This is a genomic window from Arthrobacter sp. SAFR-044, assembly GCF_051965175.1.
Classification (GTDB): domain Bacteria; phylum Actinomycetota; class Actinomycetes; order Actinomycetales; family Micrococcaceae; genus Arthrobacter.
This window is the reverse complement of the sequence record NZ_JBQCMK010000008.1, coordinates 43,039-63,438: the sequence shown is the minus strand read 5'-3', so window position 1 is coordinate 63,438 and position 20,400 is coordinate 43,039. Positions and strand designations below refer to the sequence as shown.

The 20,400-nt window shown below is 63.5% G+C and carries 15 protein-coding genes and 3 tRNA genes; 5 read left to right on the top strand and 13 right to left on the bottom strand.

Going from position 1 to position 20,400, the window contains the following annotated elements; all coding sequences use genetic code 11:
* Positions 1 to 17: 17 nt before the first annotated feature.
* The 8 genes from ACTHQS_RS13505 to ACTHQS_RS13470 all read right to left on the bottom strand — a co-directional run bounded on the left by ACTHQS_RS13505 (position 18) and on the right by ACTHQS_RS13470 (position 8,302).
* On the bottom strand, positions 18 to 1,931 hold the full coding sequence (locus ACTHQS_RS13505) for an AAA family ATPase (RefSeq protein WP_440169746.1): 1,914 nt from the start codon (positions 1,929 to 1,931) through the stop codon (positions 18 to 20).
* A gap of 133 nt (positions 1,932 to 2,064) precedes the next feature.
* Positions 2,065 to 4,062, bottom strand: a complete 1,998-nt coding sequence (locus tag ACTHQS_RS13500) for a hypothetical protein (RefSeq protein WP_440169743.1) — start codon at positions 4,060 to 4,062, stop codon at positions 2,065 to 2,067.
* A 26-nt stretch (positions 4,063 to 4,088) separates the two neighbouring features.
* Entirely contained in the window at positions 4,089 to 5,600 is a 1,512-nt protein-coding gene (locus tag ACTHQS_RS13495) for an AAA family ATPase (RefSeq protein ID WP_440169741.1), read from the bottom strand.
* Positions 5,601 to 5,988: 388 nt separating this feature from the next.
* A complete protein-coding gene (locus tag ACTHQS_RS13490; RefSeq protein WP_440169738.1) occupies positions 5,989 to 6,840 on the bottom strand; it encodes a DNA-methyltransferase in 852 nt (283 codons plus the stop codon).
* A 481-nt stretch (positions 6,841 to 7,321) separates the two neighbouring features.
* On the bottom strand, positions 7,322 to 7,645 hold the full coding sequence (locus tag ACTHQS_RS13485; protein WP_440169736.1) for a hypothetical protein: 324 nt from the start codon (positions 7,643 to 7,645) through the stop codon (positions 7,322 to 7,324).
* A 296-nt stretch (positions 7,646 to 7,941) separates the two neighbouring features.
* Positions 7,942 to 8,017, bottom strand: a tRNA-Phe gene (locus ACTHQS_RS13480).
* A 48-nt stretch (positions 8,018 to 8,065) separates the two neighbouring features.
* Positions 8,066 to 8,139 (bottom strand) — tRNA-Asp (locus ACTHQS_RS13475).
* A gap of 90 nt (positions 8,140 to 8,229) precedes the next feature.
* Positions 8,230 to 8,302, bottom strand: a tRNA-Glu gene (locus ACTHQS_RS13470).
* A 164-nt stretch (positions 8,303 to 8,466) separates the two neighbouring features.
* On the opposite strand from ACTHQS_RS13470, the gene ACTHQS_RS13465 reads away from it, so the two are divergent.
* The gene (locus ACTHQS_RS13465; protein ID WP_440169734.1) at positions 8,467 to 9,483 is read left to right on the top strand and encodes a PHP domain-containing protein; all 1,017 of its coding nucleotides are present in this window, start codon (positions 8,467 to 8,469) and stop codon (positions 9,481 to 9,483) included.
* A gap of 40 nt (positions 9,484 to 9,523) precedes the next feature.
* Here ACTHQS_RS13465 and ACTHQS_RS13460 read toward each other — a convergent pair whose 3' ends face one another.
* Positions 9,524 to 10,207 carry a DsbA family protein gene (locus tag ACTHQS_RS13460; protein ID WP_440169730.1) on the bottom strand — a complete coding sequence of 228 codons (684 nt, stop codon included), beginning with the start codon at positions 10,205 to 10,207 and terminating at the stop codon, positions 9,524 to 9,526.
* A gap of 79 nt (positions 10,208 to 10,286) precedes the next feature.
* On the opposite strand from ACTHQS_RS13460, the gene ACTHQS_RS13455 reads away from it, so the two are divergent.
* From ACTHQS_RS13455 to ACTHQS_RS13440, 4 genes are all read left to right on the top strand, one after another.
* A complete protein-coding gene (locus ACTHQS_RS13455; protein ID WP_440169727.1) occupies positions 10,287 to 11,264 on the top strand; it encodes a DMT family transporter in 978 nt (325 codons plus the stop codon).
* Between the two features lie 9 nt (positions 11,265 to 11,273).
* Positions 11,274 to 11,702 carry a metallopeptidase family protein gene (locus ACTHQS_RS13450; RefSeq protein ID WP_440169725.1) on the top strand — a complete coding sequence of 143 codons (429 nt, stop codon included), beginning with the start codon at positions 11,274 to 11,276 and terminating at the stop codon, positions 11,700 to 11,702.
* 10 nt (positions 11,703 to 11,712) lie between these two features.
* Complete coding sequence (locus ACTHQS_RS13445; protein ID WP_440169723.1) at positions 11,713 to 12,633, top strand: cation diffusion facilitator family transporter; 921 nt, start codon at positions 11,713 to 11,715, stop codon at positions 12,631 to 12,633.
* A 184-nt stretch (positions 12,634 to 12,817) separates the two neighbouring features.
* A complete protein-coding gene (locus ACTHQS_RS13440) occupies positions 12,818 to 14,302 on the top strand; it encodes a C40 family peptidase (protein ID WP_440169721.1) in 1,485 nt (494 codons plus the stop codon).
* A gap of 46 nt (positions 14,303 to 14,348) precedes the next feature.
* Here ACTHQS_RS13440 and ACTHQS_RS13435 read toward each other — a convergent pair whose 3' ends face one another.
* The 4 genes from ACTHQS_RS13435 to ACTHQS_RS13420 form a co-directional block, all read right to left on the bottom strand.
* Positions 14,349 to 15,233 carry an ABC transporter permease gene (locus tag ACTHQS_RS13435; RefSeq protein WP_440169719.1) on the bottom strand — a complete coding sequence of 295 codons (885 nt, stop codon included), beginning with the start codon at positions 15,231 to 15,233 and terminating at the stop codon, positions 14,349 to 14,351.
* A complete protein-coding gene (locus tag ACTHQS_RS13430; protein WP_440169717.1) occupies positions 15,223 to 16,254 on the bottom strand; it encodes an ABC transporter ATP-binding protein in 1,032 nt (343 codons plus the stop codon). The genes ACTHQS_RS13435 and ACTHQS_RS13430 overlap by 11 nt, the downstream gene beginning before the upstream one ends.
* Before the next feature lie 45 nt (positions 16,255 to 16,299).
* The gene (locus tag ACTHQS_RS13425) at positions 16,300 to 17,451 is read right to left on the bottom strand and encodes a LolA family protein (protein WP_440170130.1); all 1,152 of its coding nucleotides are present in this window, start codon (positions 17,449 to 17,451) and stop codon (positions 16,300 to 16,302) included.
* Positions 17,452 to 17,538: 87 nt separating this feature from the next.
* Positions 17,539 to 20,373, bottom strand: coding sequence for a PEP/pyruvate-binding domain-containing protein (locus ACTHQS_RS13420; RefSeq protein ID WP_440169715.1), 2,835 nt, complete (start codon positions 20,371 to 20,373; stop codon positions 17,539 to 17,541).
* Between the last annotated feature and the right edge of the window lie 27 nt (positions 20,374 to 20,400).

The window sequence follows — 20,400 nt, the reverse complement described above, 5'->3', positions numbered from 1 at the left end:
CATTGAGCCATGGGTGCTTAATTGCGGAGAGCCGCAATAACAGTTTTGAGATCGTCACAGACGAACCGTGCATCGATGTGCTTCGCAACTGAGACCGCGTCTGTTTTGAAGGCCGTCAGCACGGCTTTCCCACGCGCCTCGAGATATGTGCTTGCGGCGTTTGATCTTGTGAATTCTCCATTGATGAAGATCCCTTGATCCTCTTGGAGACTCCGGATCACCTGGTCTTCTGACAAACCAGTGGAACCGGCAATGGCAGAAGGAAGTAGGAGATAGTTCTCGATGTGGCGCCTCCGCCACTTAAGGGCCCTGAAGCCCGCCACCGATGTTGAGTCCTTATCCTCAAGGTTAGGACCGACAGTAGCGACCTCCCCTTCGTCGCGGTCTCGGAGACTTATGGCTTCGATGCCGGGGACGTCCTCGGTGAGCGCCTGCCAGAGCATCTTTCTCTCGCGCTGTCCGTGGGTGGTCCTCCAAGGAACCCACTCTGAACTGAGCGGTGTACCTAGCGTGTCCGCAATGGTTTTTAGGACGCTTAGGTCACTAGTCCCCTCATGGAAGAAGACCTTTTTAGTCTGCCTTATGCGGTCAATGTGGGGCGCGTAGTCAGATCCAATTCCCTCCAGCATTCCCACCTTTTGGAAGTCTCCGCTGAGGTATCGAGGTGACCTCCCAGGACGGAACTCCATTACTCTTTCAGCGGCGGCGCTTCGCAAAATCTCACTCGAGTGAGTCGCGATAAAGATTTGCTTTTGGGAACCCGCAACAATAAGTCCCAAGCGCCTCACGAGCTCCTTCTGCAGTTTCGGGTGAAGATGGGCATCCGGTTCGTCCAATAGAAGAACATCGACGTCCTCATTAGTTGCAAGGGCGAAGACACTCAGCCATTGGAGGAAACCGCTTCCTTCCACCATAAGGTCGCGCTTAGTGAAGTTGGGATACGCAGTCAGAATGTGTCCACTCACCGTGCCCTTCGTCACGAAGACCTGGATGTACGAGTGGTACTCCTCCCGGAACTCCCCCACTGTTAGTTCCGCACCAAAGACCTCTCTCAAAGACTGCTGCAGGATCTCCCAAGGGTCCGACCGTCGAAGCTCCTCCAAATCCCTTGACTTGATGCGTGGTTTCCGCACGCTGCCCTTAAGAGCTGCCGCGGTTAGGAGTTCCGCTCGCTTCCGAACGTTCGCTTGGTACATGTCGAGCAAGAGATTTCTCAAGACGGCCCCTGCGAGGCCTTCCCCGATCCGGCGCCTCCTCACAGCCCCATTGATTCGCCCTTCTCGCGAGGTGATACCCGCGAACGGTGGGAGGTAGGCCATTCGAGGGGTACGATCCAATGCCGATAGATTCGAGGCTTCAATGCGCACGAACAAACGATCGTTCGCCAGAGATAACCCGAAAGTCAGATGCTTCCGGCCGAGCCCGGTAATCCACTGACAACCGATCTTGAGTGTGTATCCGTCCTGCCCAACCTCTTTTTGCTGCGGCTTTAAGTTCGTCCACATGTGCTTGAGGGTAGGGATGTTGATCGGTGAAAACTCGTCGTCACCCAGTCCAAATCCTTGGAACCCAACCCGTTCCCTAGTCAGACCCTCCGGCCCCTTCTCCATTAGGGTTGCAAGACGACAGAACTCCCACACTGCCAAAGCCTGTAAGACCGATGACTTCCCTGAATTGTTTCCTCCAGCCATGAGGGTTATCCCCGGGGACATATCGACTTGAACTTCTTTGAATTGCTTGAACTTCTGGAGAGTTACACTCTCGATAGGCAGCAGGAGTGTTTCCCGGTTTAGGTCCACTTCTTCCATCTCTGCGAAGAGTGCGTCAAGGTCAAATTCCGGTTCAACGACGGTATAGCTGATGGAGGCACCCGCTTCGGAGCCGGAATCAGCCGGGAAGTCTCTCTCCTCGCTCCCCAGATCAGACTCCAATTGCCCCATAGTCGAGCTACACCTTTCTAACTGCTAGTACCGCAAGCTTGGACTCACATCTTATGCAGACACCGAGGCGTGCGAAGCTCCGTGAGGGCAGAATTTCTGTCCCTGGCTTCGAACCTCTGTGGCCTCAGGTATTCAAGTTCTCGGAACTCCTGTTTGAGAGCATTAACACGTCTATGGTGGCGCCAAGGACCTGCCCAGAGCCAATCAGACTGCGCCAAGCCTTTCTCCACTGTTGCGCACTCATCGTTTCGCGATGTGCCGCTGGAATCCGAAACTCTCGGTTCACGTCCCACCACAGCGGAACAAGTCTTTCGAGTTCGGGCTGGTTTAGTCCAGCACTGTGAAGATGTTCTCCGATGGCTTTCGAAAGCTTGTTACCTTTTCCTACGAGCCCGTGTTGAACTCCGTCAATCAGGGCTCCAAGCATAATGTGCCGACCATCGTTTGCATTCGAGTCTCGTTCCAGCACTGGACTTGCTAGAGCGTCATACATCACAACTTCTAAAGCGGCACAAAGCCCGACCACTGCAGACGAGTAGTCTGCAGTGTGACTAAGCGTGAAGCCAACATGTTCGGATGTGGCAAGCATGTTCTGCGTCGACGAGGTCAATGCCGCCCACCGTCGCTCTCCCAGCGCCATCTCCACACGAGCCCTCGACGCTTCGAGTCCAGGACCGAGTGTAACTTCGACGCACTTCAGCTCTTCGAGCCTGGATAAAATTACAGCTTCAGGGCGCCCCTCCTGTTCGGCCCGCCCATGCTCGCGGTTCCTTTGTTGTGGAGTGACATAACCAATTTGTTCGAGGATGCACTCTACGAGGGGTCGCAAAACCTGCTTACCAGCTTGCGGACGCAACGGATCCAGCGGAATGGCGAAAAGCTTCCCATTGTCATGGGTTTCATACGTATCTAGGGACAAGTCCTCTTTGACCGGCTCGTAATACGTCACTGCGCCAAGGGCTTGAGCCGAAAGCTGGTAATTCTCGAAGTAGCCCAAGATCTTGTATAGCTCTTCCGTGGGAACCGTTTGTCGCTGCCGTAGCTTCGGGTCGACGATGACAAGCCGCACGTCACCTACCGCGCTCGTGGCCTTGACCACAAGATCCGGGATGCCGCCGAGATCCTTTCTGCCCCCAGTCGTGCGCTTCCAGCGAGGCTGACGTTCGCCATTAGTGATGGTCGGGACTGACCGTTGGTACACCAGCTCGAGCAAGCCCCCGGGCCTTTCCCAGCGGTAAAGTACCCCATTGCTCCGCCAGCCGGCGCAGAGGTCGGGTTCTGCCAACAGCAGCGCGTCGCTTATGGTCTGGGCAAGCAGGCTGGCACACCAGAGTTCGAAGAGCCGAGTGTCAAAGGCTGGCCCGTAGTGAAGCCACTCTTTGGCACCCTCCTCGGAGAGAGTTCCCTCAGCGAATCGAGTCGTCCAATCCACAAGTTGTCTATAAGCCTCTGGGAACGCCACTTCACCGCGTCGGAGCCTAGTCCTAACCATGCGGGCTAGGCGTTGGCTATCTGGGCCGGTACGGAAATGGGACACCGACTTCAGGCAGGAGGTAAAGAGCGGAAGAACTAGGAAACGCTTCAAGGCCTTCGTGAGCCGGGTCAATTCACGTTTCTCGGGGCTATCTAAGGGGACATTGGTGAGCCGTGCCGTATCCCGAATCTCTTGAAGGAGCCAGATCACAGCGTGTGTTGCAAGTTGATTTTCAGGTGTGACTCGGCCGCGTTCTATGTTCAGGACGGGGAAGATCGCCGTCTCCGTCAAGACTCCTCTGGACAATGAATACTCAGTGACATCTAACTGCCCAACAACGGCCCCGACGCTCTGTGACTTTGTCAGCTCATACCGAAAGTTGGGCCTCGCTACCACTGCCTTTAGGATGCTTTCAAGTTCTCTGCCCATAGCAAGCGCCACGCGGAGTCGAAGGCCCACGATTGCCGCGTCAAGGGCTGAGTGTTTATCGGTAGAGGCGAAAGCTGCAATTGGCGCCAGCTGAGTTTGTCCTGAAACGAAGTAGGAAGCTACCAATGGCAAGGCAATGCGAGCAGCTGCGGCCCTAGCTTCTCGGGAAAAGTAGCCCTCGGGAAGACCAACTAGCTGCGCACCGTCTTCCTCCATCACCGCTGCCAGCCTGGATCGCCAGCCACTCAGGCCGACCCAAGAAGCAACAGATCCGCTAGAGCCGAGGCAGAGAGGGGGAGCTTGAGCTGCCCCATGAGTTCATTGAGCTGCTGTCCCTGGCCTATGTAGACATTAGACATCTGAGGGACAACGCCATCCGCTACAGCTAGATCGAGAGCACCTGCTGCATCCTTGCCGCCCCCTACCACTGCCAGAAGCATCATTCTCATTACATCTACGACTTGCGCTGTTCCTAGAGGGAGCCCCGGCCCGTCCTCTGTACTCGTCCTCAAAGTGTCTACCAGTTGCTGCAACGTCTCCATCGCCGGCTGTACTTTGGCCAGTGTATCTTCCGAATTTTCCATGGACACTGTCTTTCCATAAGTGCGAGACAGCCAATCGTAAGCGTTTCTAAAAGCCGCAAGAAGTTCCGTCGAGACGGGCAACTCCGTCGTGCCGCGGAGGCCTACAACGCCCACGGTGACAAAGCGGAAGCGCCTTTTTAGCCCTTGCGAAAGTGAATTGACGTAGGACGTGTCCAAATCGTTCATCGCCGCGATAATACGGAAACGAGCCGGAACCCAAAGCTGTTGGCTGCGGGGATCCTCCTCAAACCACAGATCTATAGGTGAACGATCGAGATGACCTGAGTCGATGGAGGACAAGACCGTGTAAAGCGAACCGATGGCCTTATCTATGTCCGCCCTATTGAACTCATCAATGAACAACCAAGTTGCTTGCTTTCGCGAGGAGTCACTGGGAACTTGGGCTTCTTCAGGAGCAGCAACTTCGTTGCTCTTGACCTCAGCTCGAACTACGTCCGCGCACCTAAGTATTGCCTCTGTCATCTTTCCATAGACAGGCATCAACCCGCCGTCCGCGTTTGGGCGGAACCCGCCGATAACGTGAAATGGTGACCAATCACTAGTTGCTGTGGACTCGAACAATTCGACATTGAAGGCCTCACCCAGAGCCCTCGCCAGGGTCGTCTTGCCGGTGCCGGGAGGCCCCTGAAGCACTAGATGTCCCCCAAGTAAAGCGATAACACATCGTCGAACCAAGTTCTCCGCGTCCGGGAGCAAGACGTGACGTGCATTGAGTATGTCCAATGCCCTCTTGCTTATCCCCTCCACATCAGCATCTCGCAGCGGCTCCACTACCGAGTTTCGCGTCCAGAGAAAGTCATCCATAGAGCCCTCGTCTTCCAGCTCTTCGACAACAGCTGCGCTTAGACCTCCACGTTTATGACGGCGGGCGTCTTCCACATCGATCTGTAACGCGTCAATTATTTCGTCGGCAGAAGGTTTTTCATTGGAAAACGGTTGTACATTTTGGAGCTCGGCTGGAACCTCGCTCGAGTAGAGAAGGTCAAGGTCGGTGCCCTTTGTAGGGAATTCTTCTTCAAACCAGGACGTGAGATCTTGCATTGTCGCCCCGGGAGCAAATTCGTGATCCCTGCTGAGCCAAGCGGCGAGAGCCGCTTTAGGTACGGTCCTAACGTTGATGGCCAACAGGGCGCTGCCGGCATCGGCCTTCAAAGCGAACTTCTCCCGTTTTTTCTTCGATGCGCTACTGTCATCGACGAAGGCTGCCCTGGCCTCTGAGTCTCGCGTCCTCTGTCGCTGAAGAGTTGACCCAGCGTAATCCGCGCGGACCAACTGGGGCGGTACTTTCTCATTCCACACTCCGACAAATGGCCGGGGACCCTCTGTTACACGAAAACATTTGAGTAGAGCATTCTCCTGCCCACTGCCAAATGGGCGAAGCTCCGTAGGAGCTGAGCGATCGATCGATGCCTGACGCAACAGCGCCGGAATGCTGATCAGGGTTAGCGGATGGCATCCGCGAAGTTCAGCGGCAGACAGTTGTAGGAGTTCCAGGCTCACGTATGGCACGTGGACAGGCTATCAATCTATTCAACCTTGATTACAAAGCAGCAGCAATCCCCGCTGCGAACGCAGGATTAAGCTCAATCCCGATGGCATCTCGACCCTCGTCCAAGGCTACGTCCATGGTGGTTCCTCCACCTACAAAGGGATCCAACACTACGCCCCCCTCAGGGCAACCGGCCGAGATTGCCCTTCGTACAAGGTCGCGCGGGTAAGGAGCATAGTGCGTCCCTCTTGCCAGGGACTTGCGTTCCGGCTCGATAAACCAAACATCCTCCTCGCCCGCAAGGCCTTCCCTGTTGAAGAAGTAACGCGGACTCTTGCTTAGGAGAAAGATGTGCTCAAACTTCCTCCAAGGGCGGTCCTTGGCGGTGGGTTCGGGTATAGCGGAATTACGAACCCAGATGATGTCGCTCCGCAGGGTCCATCCGGCCTCCTGCAAGCCGAGCACGGTACGCCACGGCATGCCGATCAATGACTTTCGTGGTAATCCGAGCCCCGGTCCGTCAACGGCCCGCAGTTGCGACATTCGCCGGCTTTTATGCTTCTTGTCTTCACCGTGCGGCCGCCCCTTGGCGCTGTAGTACGTGTCGCCTAAGTTCAGAAACACTGTGCCACTGGCCTTGAGCGCGGGTTTCAAAGCCTCGAAAGTTTGGACTATGTTATCGACGAACCCATCGATAGAGGGCTCCATGCCGAACTGGCCATCGACGTCATAGTCGCGCTGCCAGAAGTACGGGGGCGACGTGACGACACAATCGACGGACTCAGGGGCCAGTTCCGGCAACACCGCATGACAGTCACCGTTGTATAGGGTCCACCTCTGCAGGCCGCGGTGGCCGGTAGCAAACGGTGCTAGCTCCGATTGTTCGGGTACAGCCTGTGCCATGTAAGTCCTCATAGAAGTTCTAACGACAGCTAATGCGTCGCTGTGTCTGGTCTCAGTGTAAGACATCTCCGACGGTTTGTCTGATCACAACGCTCTAACTCCCGAGATACCTTTGTCAGATGGAAGACGTTCAGTTCCTCGCTGGAGCAGCCGAAGTCGGGGAGGTGCTCGGCGTAAATTCGAATACTGTCAACACCTGGAAAGTCAGGTCCGTAGGATTCCCCAAGCCCGTCGTTTTACTGCGAGGTGGCGCCCTCTGGGACATACGAGATGTCGTAGCCTGGGCGGACTCCTCCGGCCGCCCAGTTCTCAATCGTAACTACAGGGCGCGCCGACCCGTCTGACATTCCGACTTCTTATAGTTCCGCATTACGCGCGCCCCCTTCCCGCCGGGTCATGCAAGAAACCTAACAGCAGGCACTGACAATGCTTCGAGGGAACCGGCCCCAAGCTTCGGAAAGCCCGTCCAAGCGTGCACAAACTACAACTTGTCTATCCAAGTGTCTTCTTCGCGATCATCCCAAGCGCTGCCGCCTGCTGGACGTCCTGCCGCCCGCACACGCTGATCGATACGTTGTAGTATCCGTCGTACCTCGTCCGCACGCACGTCCCGCACTGATGCAACTTCGCGAAAAACGCACGACTCGATAATCGACTTCCGTTCAGCCTGGTCCATCACCCCCGCATGGGAGAACGCGTCGCGGATCTGCGCCACCTGGTAATCGCGAATGGGGAAGTCTTTGCTCTCTGTCACCGGAGCATCAGCACTAGTGTCGTCCCCAAAATCAAACAACTGCTCGCTCATCCTGCCAGCCAACTCCTCATCTCAGGTTCCAAAAATTTCAGCTCACATATGTAGGCGGAGGGTTGCGCGCCGAGCAAGCGGAAGCATCCCCTGCAACCTCACCCATCACGTCGTCCTCCAGCGCTTGTCCGCAGCCGCCAGGCTGCTTCAACTGCCGCTCGTCTACCAAGGCGATACCAGAGGTTCGCTTCAGAAGGAACCTGAACCTGTCCGACTCAGGACGAATTTTGCATGCCTGTGCTGGACGAAAAAACCCCGTCGTTCCCTTGTATTGCGGGGAACAACGGGGTTTTAGCTGGTGGCTCCGACCGGCGTCGATCCGGTGACCTTTCGATTTTCAGTCGAACGCTCTACCAACTGAGCTACAGAGCCTAGGTGACTAGTCACCATGACAGCCGGAATTTCTTCCAACAATCAGAGCGACCCTGACGGGACTTGAACCCGCGACCTCCGCCGTGACAGGGCGGCGCGCTAACCAACTGCGCTACAGGGCCTTGCGTTTCTTGCTTTGCAGTATCTCTACCGCTTTTTTCAAGGCTTCCAGCCTACCAGACTTTTTTAGCCTGCTTGACCAGTTCCTTGCGTACCCCCAACGGGATTCGAACCCGTGCCGCCGCCGTGAAAGGGCGGTGTCCTAGGCCGCTAGACGATGGGGGCCAGAACCCGTTCGGAACAAAATAAAAGGCGTCAAGCTGGGCTTTCCGTCTTTGTCCTCTGCGTTTCTCCGAACTGGACTCTAAAACTATAGGGGCTAACCGGGAATATTCCAAAATCGGCGAAAAACCGCGCCGTTGGGCCGCAGTCCGGGTAAAGATGGACGGATGGATGCCGTCGCTGCGCTCAACGAGATCGCTTTCTGGCTGGAGCGCGGACGCGCCGCCACGTTCAAGGTCCAGGCCTTCCGTAAGGCGGCGGCCGCCATCGACCCCCTCGGCCCGGACGAAGTGGCCGCCCGCGCCCGGAGCGGCCGGCTGAAGTCCATGAAGGGAATCGGAGATCGGACCTACACGGTGATCCGGCAGGCCGTGGACGGGCAGGTCCCCGACTACCTGGCGGACCTCAGGGAGAAGGGCAGCCAGCCGCTGGCGTCCGGCGGGACGGACATCCAGGCCGCGCTGCGTGGCGACCTGCACAGCCACAGCGAATGGTCCGACGGCGGCTCCCCCATTGAGCTGATGCTGGCCGCCGCTGAGGTGCTGGGCAGGGAATACCTGGCCCTGACCGACCACTCCCCCAACCTCACGATCGCCAACGGGCTGTCAGCCGGGCGCCTGCGGGAGCAGCTGGACGTGGTGGCAGGCATCAACGGCAACGGCGGAAGAACCCGGCTCCTGACCGGCATTGAGGTGGACATCCTGGAATCCGGCGAACTGGACCAGGAGCCGGAGTTGCTGGAGCGCCTGGACGTTGTGGTGGCCAGCGTCCACTCAAAACTCCGGTCAGACCGGAAGACCATGACCACCCGGATGCTGGGCGGCATCCAGGACCCGCAGACCAACGTCCTGGGCCACTGCACCGGCCGGCTGGTGGAAGGCTCACGCGGGACGCGGCCGCCGTCGGAATTCGATGCCAAGGAAGTGTTCGCAGCGTGCGCGGAACACAACGTTGCCGTGGAGATCAATTCCCGCCCCGAGCGGCAGGACCCGCCCGACGCCCTGATCCAGCTGGCACTGGAGGCCGGCTGCCTGTTCTCGATCGACAGCGACGCCCACGCACCGGGGCAACTGGATTTCCTGCAGTACGGTGCCGAACGGGCAGCCCGCAACGACGTGCCGCCCGATCGGATCATCACCACCTGGCCAGTGGACAAGCTCCTTGCCTGGGCTGGCGGGACATAGCGCCACCTCCCGCCCGGGGCAGTGTCAGCGCGGTGCAGCGCTACTTGACGGCATCTGCCAGCTTCTGGCGGAAGTCCGCCTTGGTGGACAGCGTCAGCCTCCCGCCGTTGAGGAAGAACGTGGGCGTGCCGCTGACCCCGAGGGCATTGCCGTCTGCGATGTCGGCCAGGATGCGATCCTCCGTCTTCTGGTCTGCGACGACGGCATCGAACTGCACCAGGTCCAGCCCCAGCTGCTCAGCGTAGGTACGGAAAAGCGGGGCCTGCGACTGCTGGCTGCCGGCCCACGCCGACTGGTTTTCGAACAGCTTGGCGGCCATCTGCTGGTACTGGCCCTGTTGCGCAGCCGCTTCCACCGCCAAGGCCGCCTGGCCGGAATTGGGGTGGGCAGACAGCGGGAAGTACCTGTTGACGAACGTAATCCTGTCCCCGAACTCCGCCTTGAGCTCCTCCACGAAAGGATGGACTGCGCCGCAGGACGGGCACTCGAAGTCCAGGAACTCCACCAGCTGGGCTTTCTCTTCGGCGGGTGTGGTGAGCCGGTGGCTGTCAGCCCGGACCAATTGTTCAGCGCCGGCGGCCGGGAGCGCTGCCTGCTGCGGTTTGGTGGCGGTGAAGATGGCGTACCAGGCAACGCCGCCCAGGACAATGACAGCCAGTGCGATCCAGATGATCTTCCTGACAAGGCGCGGGGTATCACGGGCGGGAACCGAAGGAGAGGACATGGTCCGCATCCTAGCCCGGGGGCACCGACGTGGCCGATTTCCGCCAGCCTGGTGCCTGCGCCCGCCGTACATTTGTCTCATGCCTTCCACCAGTCCCGCCCGCCAACCTCTGACTCCGCCCGCAGCAGCAGCTGCACCCGTGAAGGCGCTTGGCGTGGCGGCCATGGTGGTTACCGTGGTGCTGTGGGCCTCCGCCTTCGTCGGCATCCGCGCCATCGGCCCGCACTTCTCCCCCGGCTCGCTGACGCTGGGCAGGCTGGCGGTTGCCGCCGTCGTTCTGGGCGTCCTGGTGGTACCGCAATTGCTCAGGAGCCGGGTGCTGCCCCAGGGGCGCGAATGGCTGCCCATTCTTGCCTACGGCGTGATGTGGTTTGGCGGCTACAACGTTGCCCTGAACGCCGCAGAGCACATCCTGGACGCAGGCACCAGCGCCTTGCTGATCAATGTCAATCCCATCCTGGTGGCCATCATGGCCGGCGTCTTCCTCAAGGAGGGCTTCCCGCGGTGGCTGCTCATCGGCAGCACCGTGGCGTTCGCGGGCGTGGCGTTGATCGCCCTGGGCTCGGGGCAGCCGCGTACCCCGGGGGAAAGTTCGACGACGGACCTGGCAGGCGTGGCGCTTTGCCTCCTCGCGGCGGTACTCGCCGCAGTCAGCGTCATCATCCAGAAGCCGGTAGTGCGGAAGTTCCCTGCGGCGCAGGCCACTTGGTTCGGCATCGTGGTGGGCGCACTGTGCTGCCTGCCGTTCGCCGGGCAACTGGCGTCCGAAGTGCAGGCCGCCCCTCCGCAGGCCACCTGGGCACTGGTGTACCTTGGCGTTTTTCCCACTGCCATCGCCTTCACCACGTGGGCTTACGCGCTGTCACTGGTGGACGCCGGGAAGCTGGCCGCCACCACCTACCTGGTGCCCGGGACCACTGTCCTCATCTCCTGGCTGCTGCTCGGTGAGATCCCCACAGCCTGGGGGCTGGTGGGCGGGCTGGTATGCCTGGTGGGAGTGGGACTGACCCGGCGCAGGACTCGGGCGCCCCGCAACCAGCAGCGGCCTGCGCGTTAGAGTCGGGGTATGCCAGCCAGCCTCCCCCGGGGACTGCCCATCATTCCCGACGGCCCGCACGGGCCGCCGGGGTTCACCATGCCTCCTGACGAGTTCGAGGTGGCAGTCCAGGACGCCCTGGCCAGCATCCCGGAACGGCTGGCCCGTGCCATGGACAACGTGGCGGTCTTCATCGACGACGATTACGTGCCCGCGCCGGGGGAAGATCCGGACACCGTCCTGCTGGGACTGTACGAAGGCGTCCCGCTGACGGAGCGCGATTCATGGTGGGACGCCGGGTCCCTCCCGGACCGGATCACCATCTTCCGCGAACCTATCCTGGCGATCTGCGCCTCCCGGGAGGACGTGATTCACGAAGTGGCCGTCACCGTGGTCCACGAAATCGCCCACCACTTCGGCATTTCGGACGACCGGCTGCACGAGCTGGGCTGGGGCTAGCCTTGTAAGCATGGGACACGACCACAGCCACAGCCACGGAATCACCGCCACCGGGCGGCACCGGAAACGGCTGGTGGCCGTCCTGGGGATCACGCTTGGCGTCGTCCTTATCCAGATCGTGGGGGCGGTGCTCTCCGGTTCGCTCTCCCTGCTCGCAGACGCGGGGCACATGCTCTCCGACGCCGCCGGCGTCACCATCGCGCTGCTTGCCGCCTGGATCGCGGGCCGCCCCGCGAGCGACCAACGGACCTACGGCTACCAGCGCGCAGAGGTACTGGCGGCCCTGGCGAATGCGCTCATCCTGATAGTGATCTCCGTGGTGATCTTCACCGAGGCGGTCCGCCGGTTCGGGGCACCACCGGAGGTGCACACGGACATCATGCTGTTTGCCGCCGTCCTCGGCGCCGTGGCCAACCTCGTGTCGCTGTTGATCCTGCGTACCGCGCAGGACGAGAGTCTGAACATCCGCGGCGCCTACCTGGAGGTGCTGGGTGATCTCCTGGGCTCGGTGGCGGTCATCATTGCCGCGGTGGTCATCATGGTGACCGGCTTCCAGGCAGCAGACACCATCGCGTCCGTCCTTATCGCGCTGATGATCCTGCCCCGGGCCTGGAGCCTGCTGCGCGACGTGGTGGATGTCCTGCTGGAGGCCAGCCCGAAAGGAGTTGAGGTGCAGATAATCCGCGAGCACATCCTTTCGGTGGCCGGCGTGACCGACGTCCACGACATCCACATCTGGACCATCACCTCCGGGGTGCCCGTCTTCTCGGCCCACGTGGTGGTGGAGGACGGCGTGCTCAACGCACGGGGCGCCGACCAGCTGCTGGACAAGCTCATCACCTGCCTGGGCTCCCATTTCGATACCGACCACTGCACCTTCCAGCTGGAGCCTGCCAGCCACTCCGAGCACGAGGAACACCAGCACGCCTGACCCCGACACACCGCGCGGAATTCCATGGAGAATGACATTGTTGTGGTTTATGTTATTGATGTGACTGCTGTTGCTAATGTGCAAGTCGTCACGTAGCCTCGGACTGCTGGCGAGCAGCTGAGGGGCACCACCGTGCCGCATCCAGAACCTCACTCCCAGCCTTACCGTTGCGAGGTCTCTGCAGATGGCTTTACCCGGATCCGGCCGCAGGACGGCTGTGCTGTGCGCCGCCGTCGTACTTTTTGCATCCGTTGCAACGCCTGCGCTCGCCGTACCGGCACCGTCCGCCCCCATGGCACTTCCGGCGTCGCCGGAGATTCCCTCGCCGGACGACATTGCCGCAGCAAAAGCGAGTGAGGCCGCGACGGCGGACCAGGTCAGGGCCATCGAGGGCATCCTGGCGGACGCGTCCGCAGCCCAACAGGCAGCGTTCGCGGTGGCCATGCAGGCCAACAACTCCTACAGCGAGGCGCTGGTGGAGCTGCAGCAGAGGACAGAAGCGGCCACCGTTGCCGCTGCCAAAGCCTCGTCCGCCCATGACCAACAGGACAAAACACGGAAGCAGGTGGGGCAGCTCGCCGGTGACCTGTACCGGAACGGCGGCCTGAACCCCACTCTCGGAACCCTGGCCAGCGGCAGCGAAAGCCTTCAGCAGGCCGCCACGCTCGAGGCACTCTCCGCCAGCCGCAGCCGCGCGTTCGAAGCTGCGGACACCGCGGCAACCGCCTACCGCTCCCTGACCGCAGCGGCGGAGGACGCCACCAAAGCCGCTGATGATGCGGCCAAGACGGCCGAGCAGCGGAAGTCCCAGGCGGAGCGGGCCAACGCCGCGCAGGCCAAGGCTGTTGCCGATGCCAAGGCACAGCGGACCATCCTGGTGGACCAGTTGGCCCAGCTCCGCAACACGACGGTGGCGCTCGAGTCGGCCAGGGTGGACGCCCTTGACCGGCAGCGCGAAGAGGCACGTCTTGCGGCCTTGTCCGCCGCCGCCGACAAGGCAGCGCAGGACAACGCCGCGCAAGGCCGGGCCCCCAGCCAGAACAGTGCAGGGCAGAACAGCGGTGGCCAGGACACAGCGCCTGCAGCACCAGCCCCAGCCCCTGCCGCTCCGGCTCCGGTGCCAGCCCCTGCTGCACCTGCTCCTGCCCCGGCAGCTCCGCCGCCTGCGCCCGCTGCGCCTGCGCCTGCTCCCGTGGCCCCGGCACCCGCACCGGCCCCTGCTCCAGCTCCCGCACCAGCGCCCGCACCGGCTCCCGCACCGGCTCCCGCCCCGGCACCCGCGCCTCCCACCGGCTCAGGCACGTACGAGGCAGCCATCTCCGTTGCCTTAGGCAAGGTGGGCGCGCCGTATTTCTACCAGTGGGGCGGCACGGGCGTTTACGGCTTTGACTGCTCCGGCCTGGTGCAAAATGCCTTCGCTGCGGCCGGCACCTACCTTCCGCGAACCGCTTCGCAGCAGTATGCGGCAGCCCCGGTCCACGTTCCCATCTCCCAGGCGCGCCGTGGCGACCTGCTGGTCTGGGGATCCGCTCCGAACTTCTACCATGTGGCCATCTACCTGGGGAACGGCCAGGTAGTACAGGCCCTGAACCCGCAGGAAGGCATCACCGTTTCCACCATCAGCTCGATGGTGGGCATGGACCTGTACCCGTACGCTGCCCGCTACTGACCAGGAGCCTGGGCGGTGCGGGAACTCAAGGCTCCCGCCGCCGTCGTCAGCTCAGGATGTCCTTGGTGACGAAGCGGCCGTAGGCGAGCGCGCCAAACACTGCAACGTAGCCGGCCTGGAGCAGGGCATTGTCGGCGAAGGAATCCCACACCATGGGCTGGCGCAACAGGTCGCCGAAGCCAAGCCAGTAGTGGCTGAAGAGCCACGGGTGCAGCCACTCCAGCTGGGGAAGCTGGTCGAGGACCTGCGAAACCACCGAGACCACCACGGTGGCGGCCATCGCTCCAACGGGGACCACCGTCATGGTGGACAGGAACAGTCCGATTGCCGAGAGCCCGGCCAGCGACACGGCCAGGTACGCGGCGATCAGCAGAATCCGCAGGGCAGCCTCAGCGGGCTGGACCACCCCGCCGGAGAGCAGCGTCACCGGGCCTACCGGGAACAGCGCCGCCCCGATGGCTGCACCCGCGAGGCCAACGGTCACTGGAGCCACGACGCAGAAGGCCAGCGCGCCCGCGTACTTGACCAGGAGGAGCCGCACCCGCCCGGCGGGCGCCACCAGGAGGTACCTGAGGGTTCCCAGGTTGGCCTCCCCGGCGATCGTGTCCCCCGCCACCACCCCCACCGCGAGCGGCATGAACAACGGGACGGAGACAAGCATGGCGGTGAAGGCCACGAACAGCCCGTTCTGGGTGATCCGGTCAAGGAATGCAGGACCGCGCCCCGGTGGGACCGTGGAGGAAACCTTCACGGCCACGGCAATGAGGACCGGGATGGCAGCGAGCGCCAGGAGCAGCGCCCAGGTCCGCCGGCGCATGAACAGCACCTTGAGCTCCGAGCCCAACAGGGACAGTCCTGAGCTTCGCGGCGCAGCGGCCGTCCGGGTGGCTTTGGCGGTTTCCGGTATGTCGGCGGGAACGCTACTGGGCAACGTCGAATCCTTCCCCGGTCAGGGCAACGAAGCGGTCTTCAAGGCTTTCACGCTCGACGGCGAAGCCCCGGACGCGGACGCCGGCCTGGACCAGGTGCGCCACGACATCCTCCGGAAGCACCGCCTGCCGCGGGGCGCCAGCACCCAGCGCCGCCACGATCGTCTCCCCGTCCGGCTGTGTGCCCCGGGGTTCCGGCAGCTCCTGGCGGCTGGGAAGGACGGGACGCCCAGGCTGGGCAGCATCAGGGTCCCCGGGACCGGGTGCCAGCCCCAGCCCGGCCAGGACCTGCCGCGCTGCGCCGCCGTCGGGTGTTACCAGCCGGAGGCGCGTGCTCCCGGCCTGCCGCAGCTCCGCCAAGGGTCCCTGTGCCACGAGCTTTCCCGCGCTCATGACGGCAGCATGGGTGCACATCTGGTCCACCTCGGCCAGCAGGTGGCTGGACACGAAAACGGTGGTGCCTTGGTGTGCGAGCGACCGCACCAGATTGCGCACCTCGCGGGTGCCCTGCGGATCCAGCCCGTTGGTGGGCTCGTCCAGCACCAGCAGGTCCCGTGGCGAGAGCAATGCGTTGGCTATGCCCAGCCGCTGTTTCATGCCCAGGGAGTACGCGTGCACGCGTTTTCCTGCGGCGTGTTCCAGGCCCACGCGCTCCAGAGCCTGCTGGACACGGGCCTTGCGGGTGGCAGGCACGGTATGTGGGCTGGCGGAGTCGAGCCGGTGGAGGTTGGCGGCGCCGGACAGAAAGGGGTAGAAGGCCGGGCCTTCCACCAGGGCGCCCACGCGCGGCAATACCTCGTGAAGCTTGTCCGGCATCTCCTGGCCCAGCAGGTTCACTGTCCCTGCGGATGCGGCTGCCAGGCCCAGCAGCATGCGGATGGTGGTGGTCTTGCCGGAGCCGTTGGGCCCCAGGAAACCGAAGACCGTCCCGTGCGGGACGGCCAGGTCCACGCGGTCGACGGCGGCCTGCTGGCCAAAGTGCTTGCTGAGGCCCCGGGTCTCAATCGCCAGGCCGGCAGGCACCGGGCCAGCCCCGGCCCGGCTGCCACTCCCCCGTTCCGCCCGCACTTACTGGGCCGCTGCTGCTGCGGCCTGCAGCCTCTCCGGCGGCACCATTCCCGCGAAGATCCGGCCGTCGTCGGTGATCAGGATATTGAGCAGGGCCGTGGAGAGCAGCCGGCCGCCGGGTACGGCGACGGCGGCCTGGGACAGCAGCGGGTCCTGCAGCACTGTGTCGGCCGCCGAGGCCGATCCACGCGCCGTGCCCACTACTGTCTCCCAGCCGTTGCCGGTGACGGAGACGTTTCCCTTGGGATCGCCGCGCATGGCAGCCGGACCATGGGCATCGGCAGGATCATGCGACTTGGCGGGATCATGGGACTTCTCCGGCACCGGGCGTTCCTTGACGGTGCTGCCCGGCGGCGGGGTGAAGGCGAAGACTGACGGGTCCGGTGCGTCCAGGGAAAGGCTGGTGAAGCCGGAGGCGAACGCAGGCTTGTCCGCACCGCGCGCCGTCACCTGGACAGACAACGGCATCCCGCTGGCACCGTCGACGGCGATGGCCACTTTGCCCACCAACGTTGCGTCCGTGCGGGGCTCGATCAGCAGGTTGTAGGCCGCGCGCCCGGCAACGGAAACGTCCGGGCCCACGGAAACGGCAGTGGTGGGGTCGACCTTGGCCAGGAACTGCCGGGCCAGCTCAGCGGGAGTGTGCATGCCGGGTGCGCCCTGCGTTTCATCCGCAAGCGCAGGGTCTTTCCCCTGGGCAGCGTCCTGGGTGTGCGCGGGCAGGGCCAGGTGTGCTGCCGTGTTGTCCTTCGAGGAGTAGAGCCAGACATCGCTGCCGTGGCGGACCACGTCCCGTTCGGCCAGTTGGTCCATTACCTGCACACGGGCATTATCCTTACCGTCCACGTAAATGCGCGCGGTGTGCTTGCCGGAGAGCAACTCCATCACCGAGGCCACGCTGCTTGCGGACGAAGGTCCGGATGCTGACCCGGACGGCTTCCCGGCAGCCGGCAACTCCGGCAGCCCCAATTCGGCGGACTGCTCCACCGTCCCCGAGAACGTCTTCACCTGGTGGCTGGCTGCCAGTTCCAGGACCTGCGCGGGTGTCTTGGCGGGCAACGGATCGCTGGCGCCGGCCGGCAGGGAACCGACCAGGGCACCGGAGGCGATGGCCACCGGAGCCGCCACGGCGGGCAGCCACCGCAGCCACATCCTGCGCCTTGGGGTGCTGTTTCGTTGCACCTGTATGTTTTGGAACGGTCCGCTGGAATCCAGCCTTTCGGAGCCCATAGATAAAGACTACGCCCGTGCCGGTGGGTCCGTGCCCTTGGACGCCCGGCCGTCCTGCTGAGTACCGGGACGCTCCGGCACCACCGTTCCCGCACCGCCGTCGACCGTTATCTTTTGGCCCGTGCTGATCAGGCCGGTGGCGTCTGCCACTCCAACAACTGCGGGAATGCCGTATTCCCTGGCCACGACGGCGCCGTGGGAGTTGGGTCCGCCCATCTCCATCACCAGTCCTCCTGCCGTCAGGAACAGCGGAGTCCAGCCCGGGTCGGTGGACGGTGCAACCAGGATCTCGCCCGGTTCCAGGCGCGCTCCGACGGGGTCCAGGATGACACGTGCCGCAGCGGTAACCGTTCCCGCAGAGGCCGGACTGCCTGCCAGGGTTCCGTTCGCGGCGGGTCCGACGGCGTGCACCGCCTCGGGTTCGGTGCCGTCCGAGAGCAGCACCCGGGGGATGTGCCGGCGCCTGAGCTCCAGGGCGTAATCCTGGCGCCGCGCCGCCACGAGAGCCCGCAGGTCCGGGGCCGGCGCCCTGTTGCCCCCGGTTGTTCGCGCCAAGGCCTGGCGGACCTCCGCGAAGTCCAGGAAGAACACGTCGTCCCGGCGTTCCACAATGCCTGCCTGCTCCAGTTCCGTGCCCACCAAGAGCAGCTGCCGACGGACTTCCCCGAGGCCAACCACCAGCTGGTACTTCGGCAGCTCCCGCAAGCCGGCGAACAGCCGCGCCCGGCGGAGGGCGGCGCGCACCAGCCGTCCCCGGATCCTGCCGCGGGCGGCGGCCTGGGCAACGAGCCGGTCTACCTGGGCTTCGGCGTCCTCGGCGGCCTTGGTGAACTGGGCGTCCGGCGCCATGGCGGGGTCGTCCAGCCGGAGGTAGTTGGCGAGGATGCCGAGGATGTGTGCCGGCTCCTCCGACCACCGGGGCAGTCCGACATCGATCTCGCCAACTGCCCGGTGGCCGTACCGGTCCAGGAACCTGGCCAGGCCTGCGTCCAGGCGCGCGGGCAGCTGCCCGGCCTGGAAAGCGGCCGCGAGGGCGGCGGAATCGCACGTCATCAGGGCGGTGCGTGATTCGGCGTCGTCCTGGATTGCCTTTGCGAGGTCCCACAGCTCCAGGTCCATCCGGGTGGTGATGTTGTTGGGCAGTCCGCGGATCACCGGCTGCAGCTCGTCCCACGGGTCGCCTCCCAGCAGTTTCCCCGCCATCCCCAGCATGGCGAAGCCCAGGGCGGGAAGCGGAAGGATGGCCGGAACGATGGGGAACAGGCGTGATCCCACCAGCGACTCGGCGTGGTCAAGGCGTTCCAGTGCGGTGGCGCGGGGGCCGGGAGCCAGGGATGCCTCGAACGTCCGGGTGAACCGGTCCAACCGGCGCAGCGCCGTGCCGGGCCTGGCCAGCGCGCGGAGGAAGGTGGCGGGGACTCCTGCACGGATGGCCGCGGGCCCGACGTGCCGCAGCAGTCCGAGGGGCGTCCTGGTGGTCACCGAAAAGGCGGGATCCGCGAACAGCTGCCGCATTACTGTTGCCGTCCGCGCCTCCATGATGTCGAAGACCCGGGGAACGAGCCGGCGGCCCACGGCGCTGCGGATGGGAGTGGTGAAGTCGACGTAGATCCGCTGCCCCGCCTCGGCGTAGGGGGACGGCCCTCCCCGGGGATCAGGAACAGGGAAGCCCGCGGCTGTGGCGACGGAGGAGGCGATGAGGCGGACAACAGCGAGGCCCATGGGCGTCAGCGGCCGCGTCAGTCCCTGCGCGAGGCTGAAGCAAAGGTACGCCCTTGTCCCGCCAAGGCCGGACGCACCTTGCGGAACCCTGCCGGCAGCACCGTTGCTTTTGGGGACCGGGTAGAGCGTGGTGATGGGCCTGGACTGGGTGAGCCACAGCGCGCCTGCTCCGTCGACAGCCCACTCGGTGTCCTGCGGGGCACCGAAATGCCCTTGGGCCTGCAGCCCCAGCCGCATCAGGCCCACTACCTGGCTGTCCGGAAGGCAGGCCGTACCCCGGGCACCCTGCAGCCGGCGCATTTCAGTCCCGCCACCGGCAAGTGGCCGTATCTCCACGCCCTTGTCGCCGGGTTTGCGTTCCAGCACCCTGCCGGTCAGGGCGTCCACCACGAAGTGGTCAGGATTGACGGCGCCTGAGACCACGGCCTCGCCGAGGCCGGGGCTGGCGTCGATCACCACCTGCCGGCGGCTGCCGGTGAGCGGATTCGCCGTGAACATCACGCCCGCGGTCTCGGCGTCCACCATCCTCTGGACCACCACCGCGAGCGCCACGGCCGCCGGGTCGATCCCAAGGCTTGTCCGGTACGCGGCCGCCCGGTCGGTCCACAGCGACGCCCAGCACCGCCGGACGGCGTCCAGCACCGCGGGTACTCCCACGACGTTTAGGTAGGTGTCCTGTTGACCGGCGAAGCTGGCGAAGGGCAGGTCTTCAGCGGTGGCCGAAGACCTGACTGCCACGGGAACATCGGGCCCCAGTGCCCTGTAGGCCTGTTCCACGGCCTGGGCGACGGCTGCCGGAACCGGAGCTGCAAGGATTGCCGCCCGTGCCGTTCCGGCCAGCCCGGCCACGTCGGGCAGATCCCCGTGGGCGGACCCTGCCGTGTCCAGCAGGGTGGCGTATACCCCGGCCAATGCGGGGAGCAAGGCATCGGGGGCGCCTATTGCCTGGCGGTATGCGGCAGTGGTGAGGCAAAAGCCCTCCGGAACGGGCAACCCGGCGGACAGCAGCTCGCCAAGGTTGGCTGCCTTGCCGCCCACCAGCGCCAGCATCCCGGCGCTGAGGTGGCCCAGGCCGAGCACCAGCCCGCCGGGCCCGTCACCAGCTGTGCTGTCCTGCGTCATGTCCGCGGTTCCCTGCCGGCTGCCCGC

What these genes read in the sequence shown, in the direction of transcription:
- ACTHQS_RS13440 (WP_440169721.1), top strand. Translation starts at nt 12,818, where the DNA reads ATGGCTTTACCCGGATCCGGCCGCAGGACGGCTGTGCTGTGCGCCGCC.
- ACTHQS_RS13465 (WP_440169734.1), top strand. Translation starts at nt 8,467, where the DNA reads ATGGATGCCGTCGCTGCGCTCAACGAGATCGCTTTCTGGCTGGAGCGC.
- ACTHQS_RS13490 (WP_440169738.1), bottom strand. Translation starts at nt 6,840, where the DNA reads ATGGCACAGGCTGTACCCGAACAATCGGAGCTAGCACCGTTTGCTACC.
- ACTHQS_RS13455 (WP_440169727.1), top strand. Translation starts at nt 10,287, where the DNA reads ATGCCTTCCACCAGTCCCGCCCGCCAACCTCTGACTCCGCCCGCAGCA.
- ACTHQS_RS13425 (WP_440170130.1), bottom strand. Translation starts at nt 17,451, where the DNA reads ATGTGGCTGCGGTGGCTGCCCGCCGTGGCGGCTCCGGTGGCCATCGCC.
- ACTHQS_RS13450 (WP_440169725.1), top strand. Translation starts at nt 11,274, where the DNA reads ATGCCAGCCAGCCTCCCCCGGGGACTGCCCATCATTCCCGACGGCCCG.
- ACTHQS_RS13420 (WP_440169715.1), bottom strand. Translation starts at nt 20,373, where the DNA reads ATGACGCAGGACAGCACAGCTGGTGACGGGCCCGGCGGGCTGGTGCTC.
- ACTHQS_RS13485 (WP_440169736.1), bottom strand. Translation starts at nt 7,645, where the DNA reads ATGAGCGAGCAGTTGTTTGATTTTGGGGACGACACTAGTGCTGATGCT.
- ACTHQS_RS13460 (WP_440169730.1), bottom strand. Translation starts at nt 10,207, where the DNA reads ATGTCCTCTCCTTCGGTTCCCGCCCGTGATACCCCGCGCCTTGTCAGG.
- ACTHQS_RS13445 (WP_440169723.1), top strand. Translation starts at nt 11,713, where the DNA reads ATGGGACACGACCACAGCCACAGCCACGGAATCACCGCCACCGGGCGG.